The organism is Pyxidicoccus caerfyrddinensis (assembly GCF_010894405.1).
GTDB lineage: Bacteria > Myxococcota > Myxococcia > Myxococcales > Myxococcaceae > Myxococcus > Myxococcus caerfyrddinensis.
This window is the reverse complement of record NZ_JAAIYA010000006.1, coordinates 519,660-531,980: the sequence shown is the minus strand read 5'-3', so window position 1 is coordinate 531,980 and position 12,321 is coordinate 519,660. Positions and strand designations below refer to the sequence as shown.

Here is a 12,321-nt window from a genome sequence, read left to right as displayed (position 1 = left end):
CACCTACACCCAGGCCTACCTTCATGACGCCCTACCTCCTCCTGTCCCAGACGGGTCAACCCGAGCTTGGCTGGCTCAGCAGCAAGCTGCTCGGCGTGACGCTCAGCTCCGCCGAGTGGGTGCTGTGGATTCTCGTCGTCCTCTCGGTGCTCTCCATCGCCATCATGCTGGAGCGCGCGGTGTACTTCGCCCGCCACCGGCTGCCCGACTCCGAAGCCCTGGCCGTGCGCCTGGCTCGCGGTGACTTCGAGGCGGCGCGCAAGGCGGTGGAAGGCAAGAGCGGCATGGAGGCCGCCGTCGTCCGCGAGGCGCTGGCGTCCACCGCCCAGGGCGCGGACACCGTGGAGCAGGTGATTGCCTCCACCATGGCCCGCGAGCGTCCCCAGTACGAGCGCTTCCTGTCCTTCCTCGGCACGCTGGGCAACAACGCCCCTTTCATCGGCCTGTTCGGCACGGTGCTCGGCATCATCAAGGCCTTCCACGATTTGGGCGCCTCCGCCTCGAAGGGCGCCGCCATCCAGCAGACCGTCATGGCCGGCATCTCCGAGGCGCTCGTCGCCACGGCGGTGGGCTTGGCCGTCGCGATTCCGGCGGTGGTGGCCTTCAACGTCTTCAACCGCCAGCTCAAGACGCTCACCAGCCGCGCCAACGCCCTGGGCTTCGCCCTGGTGGGCAGCCTGCGCGCCGAGCGTCCCGCTGCCGATGCGGCCCCGCGCGCCGCGGAGGTCCGCTAGGCCATGGCGGCGGGCGCCCCGCAGGACAACGACGAGGAAATCACCGGCATCAACGTCACGCCGCTGGTGGACATCGTGTTGGTGCTGCTCATCATCTTCATGGTGACGGCCAACTTCATCGTCCGCGAGACGGTGGAGGTGGACCTGCCCCGCGCGGCCAACGGCGGCGAGACGGTGCAGGGCCTGGTCAACGTGGTGCTCGACAAGGAGGGCAAGCTCTTCTTCGACGGCACCGAGGTGAGCGAGGCGGACCTCACCGCGAAGGTGGCCGAGCAGGTGGCGAAGGACAAGGACACCCGCGCCATCATCAGCGCCGACCAGAGCCTCGCGTATGGCCGGGTGATGCGGCTCATCGACGTGGTGAAGGGCCAGGGCATCGCGAAGTTCGCCCTCAACATCGAGAAGGACGTGGCTCCCGCGGCCACGCCCGCCGCGCCCTGAAGCGAGACGTCAGCCCATGAGCCAGGCGGTCCTCGACAGCTCGTCATTGCCTCCCCGCCGCTCGCAGAACGCGGTGGTCGCCTTCCTGCTCGTGTCGCTGGTGCTGCACGCTGGCGGCTTCTGGATGCTCGCCCGCATCGCGGACCGGCCCCGCCCCGTCGCCCAGCGCCCGGTGGAATTGGTCATGGTGGAGGTGCAGAAGCCGCCCCCGCCGCCGCCTCCCGAGGAGAAGAAGGAGGAGCCCAAGCCGCCTCCGCCCAAGGTGAAGCCGGTGAAGCCTCCGCCCATCAAGGTGGCCGAGGCCCCCAAGCCGCCGCCGCCCGTGGAGGCCCCGCCGCCCCCCAACAACACGCCTCCGCCGGAGCCGCAGGCGAAGCCGCCGCCGCTCGTGGTGGGCATGACGATGTCGTCCACCACCAGCGCCGGCGCCTTCGCCGCGCCCGTGGGCAACACGTCCTATGGCCGGGTGGACCGCACCGCGAAGGACCCCAAGGAGGTGAAGGGGTACTCCGCGCCGAAGTACACGCCCATCTACCAGGTGGACTCCGAGCCCACCGTGGCCTCCGAGGTGAAGATTCCCTACCCGGAGGAGGCCCGCCGCGCCGGCGTCGAGGGCACGGTGACGCTGTCCATCACCATCGACAACGAGGGCAAGGTGGTGGCCGCGAAGATTCTCAACGGCCCGGGCTACGGCCTCAACGAAGCGGCGCGCGACGCAATCAAACGCTTCCGCTTCAAGCCCGCCATCAAGGGCGGCGAGGCCGTCTCCACGGAGATGAAGTACTCGTACACCTTCCTGCTGGACTGAAGCGGCCGCTCCTCCTCTCGGGGAGTGGCCCCGCTCGCGTCCTCACTGCGGCTTCAGCGCCCGGCGCATGATGTCGCGCAGGGCGCGCAGGTCGTCGTCGCCCATCGCGGCGATGGCCTCGGGCGGCTCGGCCATGCGCTCCAGCAGCCGCTCGCGCAGCGCCGCGCCCGCGTCCGTCAGCACCAGCATCTTCACCCGCCGGTCCTGCTCGGAGCTGCGCCGCTCCACCAGCCCCCGCGCCTCCATCCGGTCCACCAGCCCCGTCACGTTGGACGCGTCGCAGGACAGGTAGTTGGCCAGGGTGCTCATCGCCAGCGGGGCCTCGCCGAGCTGCCGCAGCACGTGCGCCTGCACCGGTGACAGCTCGAACTCCGCCGCCAGCGCCGGGAAGTTGCGCATGTGCGCGTGCATCAGCTCGAAGAGGAGCGTCCACGCCTGCCGTGGCAAATCGTGCTCCTCCACCTCCGTGACGGACTCGCCACGTCGTCGCGAGTCCGCCGGCCTCGTCTTCCGCTCCAGATGCTCGCTGCTCATGCCTTCAATGTAATTCCCCACGAGCACCTAAACAATTGACTTCATCAACCTTTGACGATTAATACATTCCGGAGCTTCCAATTTCGGACGCCCTGGCCTATTCGTCCCGGGCCCTGGAGGGCAGGAGGTCGGGTAGCCATGCCGCGGATGAGTCCTATTAGCCCCGGCACGGTGCGCACGGCTGATTTCCTGTCGTTTCCGGGGCACCCGGGTGAGAAGCCCGGACGCTCGCAGTGCAGAGACAACCCGTAGCAAGTCCTTATGGACGTCGTGGGCTCGCGCCGACGCGGGGCCCCTGAGGAGGTAGAGGCGGTATGAGCTCACTTCTGGCGCTGACCCTGGCGGCCACCCTGGCCGCGGCACCGCCGCCCGTTTTGACCCTGGAGGACGCACTCTCCCGGGCCCGCAAAGAGAACCTGGACCTGAAGGTCGCGCAGGCCCGCCTGGAGCAGGCGGACACCGCCTCGCGCAAGGCCTGGGCGGGTTACCTGCCCACCATCACCGCCAGCGGCGTCATCATCCGCAACTCGGATGCCGCCATCATCCCTCCGGGCCCCATCGCCCCGGTGCCCATCACCATCCAGCCGCTGGTGCAGCGCCAGGCGCAGATTGAAATCCGCCAGGCCATCATCGCCCCGCAGCTGTGGGCGGGCATCTCCGCCGCCTACAAGTCCGAGCGCGTGGCGGCGCTGAACGTGGAGCAGGCGCGGCGCGAAATCCTCTTCGGCGTGGCGCAGGCGTACTACGGCGCCGCGGCGCAGGCGAAGGCCGTGAATGTGCAGGAGCGGCTGGTGGAGCTCAACGCGGCGCGCTCCAAGGACACCCGCGTGCGCTTCGAGGCCGGCACGGTGACGCGCGTGGCGCAGCTGCGCGCCGAGCAGGACTTGTCCCGCGCCGAGCAGGACCTCATCCGCGCGCAGAACGCGTACTCCTCCGCCCGGCTGGTGCTCGCCACCCTGCTGGCGTTCGACGACGCCGACTTCGACGTGGCCGCGCCGCCCGAGCCGGAGGTGCCCGTGAAGACAGACGCCGACCAGCTCTACCAGCGCTCGCTCGAGGCGCGCGCGGACGTGGCCGCCTCGCGTGAGACGGTGGAGCTGGCGCGCACCAACAAGAAGGGCGCGTGGCTGGCCTACCTGCCCACGGTGGGCGTCAACGGCGCGTACCGCATCGCCAACTCGGGCGGCTTCACCGGCCAGTCCGACACCTGGCTCATCACCTTCGCGGCGTCCTGGACGCTGTGGGACGGCGGCCTGCGCGAGGCCAACCTCACCGAGGCCTCCGCCCGCATCGCGGAAAGCCTGGCCAACCAACGCAAGGCCGAGCTGACCGCGCGCGAGGACGTGAAGCGCTCGCAGCTGGACCTGGCGAGCGCCCTGGCCAACCGCCTCAAGGCGGAGCAGACGGTGGAGCTGGCGCGCGAGTCCCAGCGCCTCACCGACGTCTCCTTCAAGGCCGGCGTGGCCACCTACCTGGAGGTCGCCGACGCCAACACCGCGCTCACCAGCGCGGAGATTGGCCTCGTCAACGAGCGCCTCCAGTCGGCCCTCGCGGCGCTGCGCCTCTTGCGCTCCGTGGGCGCCTTCGAGGCCCGCGCGCTGGACTCGGACCTGAAGGACCCGAACGCGGTGCCGCCGCACCTCCAGCCGCTGCCGGGGCAGACGATGCCGCAGCAGATGGAGCAGCCCGCGCAGCCGCAGTCGGAGCAGCCCGCGCAGCAGCAGCCGGCGCCCCAGCAGTAATCGTCGGGCTCCAAGGCCCCGGCGCCCATTCCCGGGCGCCGGGCCGCCTGCCCTGGAGCGCGGGTGGCGAGCGGCGCTTGTGAGCGCCCACCACCAGCCCCACCCTCGGGGGAGAGGCATCCACCCTTTCCCGAGGAGGACGTCATGGCGGACGGACAGTGGGGGAACTGCAAGGGCTGCAAGTACTTCGACAGCCACCATCCCCAGCCGGGCGGCGACGAGACGAGCCGCTGCATGCAGCCGGAGCTGGCGGAGTTCGAGCTCGAGGTCTCCGGCAACAGCGGCTGCAACGCCTGGGAGGCCCGCGCGGGCATCGCCGGCACGGCGACGCCCTACCAGGAGCCCGCGCCCTCCGTGCACTGACGGCCGCCGACTTCAGCCGCTGGACGCCTCGCGCGCGAGCGGCACCGACGCCACGCTGGGGCCGGTGCGGTAGTAGATGCGCTCCATGAGCCTGCGCTGGTGGACGAGCGGCTTGTCGTACTTGTCCAGCCGCATGCCCTTGTGGCTGTAGGGCGTGTCCGCGACGGTGGGGATGAAGCGCGCGTCATCGCGCACCTCCCACCACGTCAGCGCGGCGGCCGCGCGGGCCGCCACGGGCAGCAGCGGGCGCATCGCGGGCACCACGCACTTGAGGAACGAGAAGGCGTGCAGGCGCGTGGTGGTCGCCGTCTCCGGCACGAAGAAGATGTTGGCGCGGGTGATGAACGGCCGCTGCTTGCCCGTGGGCGACACCCAACTCACGGTGTACTGGCTGCGCACCGGGTCGAAGCGCGTCACCCAGTCGTTCTGGAAGAAGTCCCCGTCGCGCACGCCGAGCAGCTTCATGAGGGGCGCGGCCCGCTGGGGCGCGCGGTAGTGCACCTCGGTGCGGTCATCGAAGTTGTGCGCCTCGAACTCCACCTGGTCCGCGCGCGGGTCGTCCCAGCCCAGGCGGGTGTGGACGTAGGGCGTGTGCTCGTCCTCGCTGAAGTTGTCGAGAGACACGTGCAGCGGCGCCTCGAACACCTGCGAGAAGGCCCCGCCGTACACGTACTCGTCGGCATCCACCTCCATGTCCGGCATGGCGGACAGCGGGGTGTCCCGCTCGGCCAGCCAGAGGTAGTCGTGGCGCTCCACCACCTGGAAGCTGCTCGCGTCGCAGTGGCGCAACTCGGGCTGGCTGGGGTTGGCGCCCCTGCCCTCCGCGTCGAAGCGCCAGCCGTGGTACGGGCACTGGAGCCGCCCGTCCGCGCGCACCTGCCCCTTCGACAGGGGCGCGAAGCGGTGGGGACAGGCGTCCGCGAGCGCGGCGGGCTTCCCCGATGCGTCGCGGAAGAGGGCGTAGGCACGGCCAGCCACCTCCACGCGCACGGGCTTCTTGCCGAGCGAGCGGGCGGGGAGCACGGGATGGAAGTGACGGATGACGTCGGGCGTGGGCACCATGACGCCCCAAGTATAGCGGCGTGCGTCAACCCTGGGCGCGCCTGATCTATGATGGTGTCCCGTGGACGCTTCGCCCTCCCTCCTGCGCCGCCTCCGGGTGCCCGCCCTGCTCTTCGCCGTGACGGCCCTGGTCGTCGCCACCACGGCGTTGCACGTGCAGGGCCTGCTGCCCGCGCGGGTGCCTGCGGCGGCGGAGCCCTTCCACTACAGCGGCTATGAGCAGGTGCTGCGGCACGTGCGGTCGGACGGCGACGTGGACTTCGCGTCGGTGGGCCGCGAGCGAAAGGTGCTGGACGGCTTCGTCGAGTCGCTGGCCTCCTTCTCACCCCACAACCGGCCGGACGTCTTCCCCACGTCCGAGGACGCGCTCGCCTATTGGCTCAACGCCTACAACGCGCTCGTCCTCCAGCAGGTGGTGGACGGCTACCCGTATCTGGAGAGCGTCCGCCAGCCCTGGCTGGGGCGCTTCTTCTGGGGCCGCGCCTGGCCGGTGGGTGGCGAACGGCTGACGCTGTGGGCGCTGGAGAACCGCGTACTGCACGCCGAGTTCGCCGACCCGCGCATCCACTTCGCCCTCTTCCAGGGTGCGCGCGGCGGCCCCCGGCTGGACGGCTCCCACTTCCAGCCGGAGTACCTGGACGCGCAGCTCAACGACGCCAGCCGCCGCTTCATGGCCGACCAGCACCACGTGGAGCTGGACGGCGACACCGTCCACCTGGCGCGCCTGTTCGACACGCACCGCGACGACTTCCTCCGCGCGCTGCCGGAGGGGAGAGGCGGCAACGTGCTCCAGTTCGTCTGGGCCTTCCTGCCAGACACCTGCGAGGAGCGGCCCGGCTGCGCCACGCGAGGCGATTTGGACCGCGCCTGCGGCCCCCGGCTGGACCGCTGCCACATCGTCTACACGCCGGAGGACTGGACGCTCCCGGACGCCGCCGCCCGCGAGCCCCGGCCCTGAGGCGTCACGCGGGCAGCCGCTCGCGAGGCCCCGGACGTGGCGGCTCCTCCCTGTCGCGGTGCACCTGCTTCACCACCTCGGTGCCGCTGCGCTGGAGCAGCCACTTCTCCAGGCCCACCACCGGCAGCACCACCGCCCCCAGCAGCACGGACAGGCCGATGGCCTCCAGCGACAGCGGCGCGCTCCCGAACACCCGCTGCATGAAGGGCGCGTACATGAAGGCCACCTGCAGAAGCACCAGCACGCCGATGCCCACGAAGATGGTGCGGTTGCTGAAGAGGCCCACCTTCCGCAGCGAGCCGGTGAGGGTGCGGCACATCAGCATGTAGAAGATTTGAAAGCTGATGACGGTGTTGACGGCCATCGTCTGGGCCTCGGCCAGCGCCATCGCGTGGCCCGTGCGCGGCAGCTCGCGCCGGTACTCCCAGAGGAACAGGCCGATGGCGCCCGCGGCCATCACCAGCGCCACCAGGCCGGTGCGCCTCACCACGAAGCGGCTGAGCACCGGGGCGTCCGGGTCTCTCGGGGAGCGGCGCATGATGTCCGACTCCTTCGCCTCGAAGGCCAGCGGCAGCGCCAGCGACACGGTGGCCACCAGGTTTATCCAGAGCAGCTGCGTGGGGAGCATGGCCATCAGCGGCACCCGGTGCCCACCGATGTCGTGGATGGGGAAGAAGGCCACGCCGAACAGGAGGATGAGCGCCAGGCCCAGGTTGGTGGGCAGCACGAAGGCCAGGGACTTGATGAGGTTGTCGTAGACGCGCCGCCCCTCCTCCACCGCCGCGGCGATGGAGGCGAAGTTGTCGTCCGTGAGCACGATGTCCGCCGCTTCCTTGGACACCGCCGTGCCCGTAATCCCCATGGCCACGCCGATGTTGGCCTGCTTGAGCGCGGGCGCGTCATTCACTCCGTCCCCCGTCATGGCCACCACGTGCCGCTTCGCCTGGAGCGCCCGCACCAGCCGCAGCTTGTGCTCGGGCGCCACGCGCGCGAAGACGTTCGTCTCCACGGCCACCTCGGGCAGCTGCGCGTCGTCGATGGTGGCCAGCCGCGCGCCGGTGATGCCCGGGGTGCCCTCCTTCAGGAGGCCGAGCTGCACGCCGATGGCCTCCGCCGTCGCCGGGTGGTCGCCCGTAATCATCTTCACGACGATGCCCGCCTCGTGGCACGCCCGCACCGCGGCGATGGCCTCCTCGCGCGGCGGGTCAATCATTCCCTCCAGCCCGAGCAGCCGCAGCTCACAGGCCACGTCCTGCTCGGAGAGGCCCGCGTGTGAGGCGGGCATGTCGCGGCCCGCCACCGCGAGCACGCGCATGCCCTGCCGCGCCATCCGCTCCACCTCCGCCAGGACCGCCTCGGGAGTGGCGCCGTCAGGCGAAGCGCAGCAGCCCAGCACCACCTCCGGCGCGCCCTTGAGGAGGATGCGCCGGCGCTCCGGCCCGTCGTCGTGCAGGGTGGCCATGAACTGGTGCTCGGACTCGAAGGGGATGGCGTCCAGGCGCGCGTACTTCGTGCGCGCCTCGTCCACGCGCAGGCCGGCCTTCTCCGCCGCCACCACCAGCGCGCCCTCGGTGGGGTCGCCCGTCATCTCCCACCGCCCGCCCCGCCCCTGGAGCGCGGCGTCGTTGCACAGCGCGCCGGCCAGCAGCAGCTCGCGCACGTCGTCGGGCAGCGCGCCCAGGGGCTGGCCGTCCTGGCGCAGCTCGCCAGTGGGCGCGTAGCCCACACCGCTGAGCGAGTAGCGGCCCGACGGCGTCCACAGCGCCTGCACCGTCATCTCATTGCGCGTGAGGGTGCCCGTCTTGTCCGAGCAGATGACGGTGGTGCTCCCCAGCGTCTCCACCGCGGGCAGCTTGCGGATGACGGCGCGCCGGGCCGCCATGCGTTGCACGCCGATGGCCAGGGCAATGGTGACGATGGCGGGCAGGCCCTCCGGAATCGCGGCCACCGCCAGGGTAATCGCCACCACCACGGCCTCGCTGACCTCGTAGCCGCGCCACAGCCCCACGCCCAGCAGCACCACGGACACGGCGAGGATGCCCACGGTGATGTACTTGCCGATGACGGCCAGCGCCTTCGTCAGCGGCGTCTGGAGGTCCGCGGCCTGGCTCAGCAGCGTGGAGATGCGGCCCAGCTCCGTGGCATGGCCGGTGGCCACCACCACCGCGGAGCCCGTGCCGGACGTCACCAGCGTGCCGCCGAAGACGAGGCTCGTCCGGTCTCCCAGCTCCGCCGCCTCCTCCACCTGGGCCACGTGCTTCTGCGCCGGTACCGACTCGCCCGTGAGCGCGGCCTCCTCCACCTGGAGGTTGCGCGACGCGAGCAGCCGCATGTCCGCGGGCACCTTGTCACCCGACGCCAGCTCCACCACGTCCCCGGGCACCAGCTGCGCGGCCGGCACCGACTGCTTCTGCCCCCCGCGCAGCACGGTGGCGCTCTCCGGCACCATGAGACTGAGAGCCTCGATGGCCTTGCCCGCGCGGTACTCCTGCACGAAGCCGATGAAGGTGTTGAGCACCACCACGGCCGCCACCACCAGGCCGTCCGTCACCTTGCCCATGGCGATGGCCAGCACCGCGGAGGCGATGAGCACCCAGATGAAGGGGCTGTTCACCTGCCGCCAGAGCAGCTTCAGCGGCCCCTCGCCCTTCTGGCGCTGGATGACGTTGGGGCCGAAGCGCGCCAGCCGCTCGCGTGCCTGCCCTTCAGTCAGGCCCCGCGGACTGCTCTCCACCTGGGACAGCACCGCGTCAGGGGGCAGGGCATGCCACGGGGACGCCTGGGTAGCGGGCGGCCCGGCGGGCGGCGGCGTGCGCACCAGGGTGCTGGCAGGGGGCGGGTCGTGCATGGGGCGGCTCCTCCTCGACCAATCTGGTGATGGTGGCCGCCAGTTCCATCTCAAGGGGGAAGCTCGGCGGCTGGAACCTCCCGCCCGGGCCGGGAGCGGGCGCGGTGGACATTGAGGTGCCCTCACGCGCCGCCCCGCCGATTCCGCATCTCAGGTGCCAATGCAACTGGCACCACGAATGAACCCTGGCCTCGCGGACGACTCGTCCAGGAGGAGCTGCTGTTCCTGAAGTTCGCGCCGTAGCCGGAGGGTGACCCAGCGCCGTGAGTCCCGCGGGGACACGCCCCTCGGCGGGCGTGTCCTCGCGACACGGCTCACGGTGCTACGGCCACAGGTTCTGCCACTCGGTGAAGAACTGCGCGTCCCGGATGACACAGGCGTGCGGGTCCGTGGGGCACAGGCCGGTGGAGCTGGTGATGCGGCTCCACTGCGCGTTCATCCGCTCCGGGGCCCAGTGCCTGGGCGCATCCGGGTCGCAGAGGTCCAGGGTGTAGCCGGTGCCCGTCTGGCCGCGCGCGATGAGGCCGCGGTACGTGTCGGCGCCCGTGGGCGTGGTGAACGGCGGCAGCGTCCAGCTCGCGGCGGGCCCCGGGTTGCCGAGCGCGTCGCAGGGCGAGGCGAGCATGACCACGCGGCGCACGCCGTAGTCCTTGCCGATGACGCCCGCGTGGCCACCGCCCTGCGAGTGCCCGGAGACGATGACCTTCGCCGGGTTGAGGCGGCACAACAGCGGGATGCAGGAGGGATTCATGAGGAAGCTGCCCCAGCCGCCAGTCGGGTCCCCCGTGTCACGCAGATACACGAGCAACCGGGTGAGCCGGGGGATGATGGCGTCCTCCCGGTTCATCGTGGTCACCGCGCTGCCGGGCTGGACGTCGCCGGTGATGAGGGTGCGGCGGGTGGGGAGGAAGCAGCCATCATTGCTCCCGCAGAGCATGCCGATGGCCGGCGAGTTCTGGTACGTGAGCCCGATGACGCGGTAGCCCTTGGAGCTGGCACTCGCATAGATGCTGTGGTCGGCATCCGCGTAGTTGCCGCTGAGCGAGTTCTCCGGCTTGCCACCCGTGCCGGGCAGGAAGACGACGAGCTCCGCCTTCGTCGGAACCGCAGGGCGGATGACGACGTGCGGGTCCGGGTAGTTGCCCGAGCCCGGCGTCCCCGCTTCCGCAGGAGTGACGAAGCGACAGATGGCCCCCGTGGGGCCGGTGCAGGTCGTCACGCCCTGCTGCACACTCTCCACGGGTGGAGCCGTCCCCGACTCCACGGCGGGCTCGGCTCCGCAGCCCATGGCCAGTCCCAGCCCCAGCGCAATCGGGGCACACCACCGCATCCACGTCCTCGGCTTGCTCAAGCAGCTGCCTCCTCGATGGCCAGCCGGCTCACTCCCGCTGGCGACGGCCGCTCCCACGGAGCGCCACGTCCTTCAACACGGCCCGTGAAAAATGGTTGCGGGGTCCTTTGAACTTTCGGTCCAGGAGGGGGTCGAGCAGGCCCCTCAGCCACACTCCGCGCGTCTCCGGACGCTGCATCCGTGGGTGGTACGCTCGCGTCGAGCGGCGGCGGCGTCCGCGGACCCGGTCGTCCCGCACATCCCCGGAGAGACAACATGTCGGCTCGCATCGTCGTCACCCATTCCACCGCGATGGATGAGGCCAGCGCCGCGCGAGAGCTCGTCACGCAACTGCGTCAGCAGGCCGCTGGCGCGCGAGTGCGGGGCGGGTTCGTCTACTGCACCGTCGGCATCCAGACGCCGGCACTCCAGAAGGCGCTCGTCGAGCAGCTCCCCGGAGTGCCCTTCGTCGGCGCGACGTCGTGCCTGGGGGTCGGTTCGGCGGAGGGCTTTCGCACCGAGCGAATCGTGAGCGCGCTCTGGCTCGTTGGAGAAGGCTTCCGCTTCGGCGTGAGTGCCCTGGCTCGCAACGGCGATGTCCGCGGCCAGGGCCGGGAGCTCGCCAGCAACGCGCTGAAGGATGGCCACATCCCGCCCGAGGCGGCGCGCTTCGCCATCGTTCACGCGACACCGGGCAGCGAGGAGTCGCTGCTCGCCGGGCTCTACGACGTGCTGCCGAAGCGCACGCTCCTGGTCGGAGGGAGCGCGGCCGACAATGACATCACCGGACAGTGGTCCGTCTGGTCTTCAGCGGGAGTCCACCGGACGGGCGCGGTGCTCGCCGTGTGTGACTGGCCCTGGCGGCTCACGGCCATGTGCCAGGGCGGCTATCTCGTCACGCGTCACCGCGGCGTCGTCACCCGGGCGAGCGGACGCACCGTGTACACCATCGACGGGCGGCCGGCGGCCGAGGTCTACAACGAGTGGCTCGGCGGCACGCTGAAGCCGTTCCTCCAGACGGGTGGCACGGTGCTGGGCAACACGACGCTCTGTCCGCTCGGCGTGCCCCGGACCATGGACGGCCTCGAGACGCACGTCGTCGTGCATCCGGAGAAGGTCCTCCTGCCCGAGCGCGCGCTGACGCTCTTCGCCGACGTGAAGGAAGGTGAGCAGCTCGTCCTGATGCGCAGCACGGAAGGGGCGCTCGTGAAGCAGAGCGGACAGCTCGCGGAGTGGGCACTGGGCAGCTCGGGGCTCACCCCGGACAAGCTCGCCGGCGCGCTTCTCGTCTACTGCGCGGGCTGCATGCTCACCATCCAGAAGCAGGTCCCCGACATGCTGCGGGACTTCCAGCGTACGGTGGGCCAGACGCCATTCGTCTCCGTCTTCACCTTTGGCGAGCAGGGCTGCGTGATGCCGCAGCGACCGGAGCACGGCAACCTGATGACCAGCCTGCTGCTCCTGGGCAACAGCTGAAACGCCGGACGAACAGGCGTCAATT

11 protein-coding genes are annotated in these 12,321 nt (G+C 70.8%); 7 read left to right on the top strand and 4 right to left on the bottom strand.

The window, feature by feature from the left end; translation table 11 throughout:
- Positions 1–23: 23 nt before the first annotated feature.
- The 3 genes from G4D86_RS17575 to G4D86_RS17565 are packed head-to-tail and all read left to right on the top strand — an operon-like array spanning position 24 to position 1,983.
- Positions 24–734 (top strand): MotA/TolQ/ExbB proton channel family protein, encoded by a 711-nt coding sequence (locus G4D86_RS17575; protein ID WP_163995097.1) that lies wholly within the window; start codon positions 24–26, stop codon positions 732–734.
- Between the two features lie 3 nt (positions 735–737).
- On the top strand, positions 738–1,175 hold the full coding sequence (locus tag G4D86_RS17570) for an ExbD/TolR family protein (protein ID WP_163995096.1): 438 nt from the start codon (positions 738–740) through the stop codon (positions 1,173–1,175).
- 16 nt (positions 1,176–1,191) lie between these two features.
- Positions 1,192–1,983, top strand: coding sequence for an energy transducer TonB (locus G4D86_RS17565; protein ID WP_163995095.1), 792 nt, complete (start codon positions 1,192–1,194; stop codon positions 1,981–1,983).
- Positions 1,984–2,025: 42 nt separating this feature from the next.
- Here G4D86_RS17565 and G4D86_RS17560 read toward each other — a convergent pair whose 3' ends face one another.
- Positions 2,026–2,517 (bottom strand): MarR family winged helix-turn-helix transcriptional regulator, encoded by a 492-nt coding sequence (locus G4D86_RS17560; protein WP_420821859.1) that lies wholly within the window; start codon positions 2,515–2,517, stop codon positions 2,026–2,028.
- Positions 2,518–2,831: 314 nt separating this feature from the next.
- On the opposite strand from G4D86_RS17560, the gene G4D86_RS17555 reads away from it, so the two are divergent.
- Positions 2,832–4,259 carry a TolC family protein gene (locus tag G4D86_RS17555; protein WP_163995094.1) on the top strand — a complete coding sequence of 476 codons (1,428 nt, stop codon included), beginning with the start codon at positions 2,832–2,834 and terminating at the stop codon, positions 4,257–4,259.
- A gap of 144 nt (positions 4,260–4,403) precedes the next feature.
- Positions 4,404–4,622, top strand: a complete 219-nt coding sequence (locus G4D86_RS17550) for a hypothetical protein (RefSeq protein WP_163995093.1) — start codon at positions 4,404–4,406, stop codon at positions 4,620–4,622.
- A gap of 12 nt (positions 4,623–4,634) precedes the next feature.
- Here G4D86_RS17550 and G4D86_RS17545 read toward each other — a convergent pair whose 3' ends face one another.
- Positions 4,635–5,684, bottom strand: a complete 1,050-nt coding sequence (locus G4D86_RS17545; protein ID WP_163995092.1) for an aromatic ring-hydroxylating oxygenase subunit alpha — start codon at positions 5,682–5,684, stop codon at positions 4,635–4,637.
- 61 nt (positions 5,685–5,745) lie between these two features.
- Here G4D86_RS17545 and G4D86_RS17540 point away from each other — a divergent pair, with 61 nt between their 5' ends.
- The gene (locus tag G4D86_RS17540; protein ID WP_240360304.1) at positions 5,746–6,642 is read left to right on the top strand and encodes a DUF547 domain-containing protein; all 897 of its coding nucleotides are present in this window, start codon (positions 5,746–5,748) and stop codon (positions 6,640–6,642) included.
- 4 nt (positions 6,643–6,646) lie between these two features.
- Here G4D86_RS17540 and G4D86_RS17535 read toward each other — a convergent pair whose 3' ends face one another.
- Positions 6,647–9,490: a cation-translocating P-type ATPase gene (locus tag G4D86_RS17535; protein WP_163995091.1), complete on the bottom strand. Its 2,844-nt coding sequence runs from the start codon at positions 9,488–9,490 to the stop codon at positions 6,647–6,649.
- A 322-nt stretch (positions 9,491–9,812) separates the two neighbouring features.
- Entirely contained in the window at positions 9,813–10,841 is a 1,029-nt protein-coding gene (locus G4D86_RS17530; RefSeq protein ID WP_163995090.1) for a BPSS1187 family protein, read from the bottom strand.
- Positions 10,842–11,096: 255 nt separating this feature from the next.
- Between G4D86_RS17530 and G4D86_RS17525 the strand changes: the two genes are divergently transcribed.
- Positions 11,097–12,296, top strand: coding sequence for an FIST signal transduction protein (locus G4D86_RS17525; RefSeq protein WP_163995089.1), 1,200 nt, complete (start codon positions 11,097–11,099; stop codon positions 12,294–12,296).
- Positions 12,297–12,321: the final 25 nt, after the last annotated feature.

Excerpts from the sequence above, each read along its gene's own strand:
- G4D86_RS17560 (WP_420821859.1), bottom strand. The coding sequence starts at position 2,517 with ATGAGCAGCGAGCATCTGGAGCGGAAGACGAGGCCGGCGGACTCGCGA.
- G4D86_RS17525 (WP_163995089.1), top strand. The coding sequence starts at position 11,097 with ATGTCGGCTCGCATCGTCGTCACCCATTCCACCGCGATGGATGAGGCC.
- G4D86_RS17555 (WP_163995094.1), top strand. The coding sequence starts at position 2,832 with ATGAGCTCACTTCTGGCGCTGACCCTGGCGGCCACCCTGGCCGCGGCA.
- G4D86_RS17575 (WP_163995097.1), top strand. The coding sequence starts at position 24 with ATGACGCCCTACCTCCTCCTGTCCCAGACGGGTCAACCCGAGCTTGGC.
- G4D86_RS17545 (WP_163995092.1), bottom strand. The coding sequence starts at position 5,684 with ATGGTGCCCACGCCCGACGTCATCCGTCACTTCCATCCCGTGCTCCCC.
- G4D86_RS17535 (WP_163995091.1), bottom strand. The coding sequence starts at position 9,490 with ATGCACGACCCGCCCCCTGCCAGCACCCTGGTGCGCACGCCGCCGCCC.
- G4D86_RS17570 (WP_163995096.1), top strand. The coding sequence starts at position 738 with ATGGCGGCGGGCGCCCCGCAGGACAACGACGAGGAAATCACCGGCATC.
- G4D86_RS17565 (WP_163995095.1), top strand. The coding sequence starts at position 1,192 with ATGAGCCAGGCGGTCCTCGACAGCTCGTCATTGCCTCCCCGCCGCTCG.
- G4D86_RS17550 (WP_163995093.1), top strand. The coding sequence starts at position 4,404 with ATGGCGGACGGACAGTGGGGGAACTGCAAGGGCTGCAAGTACTTCGAC.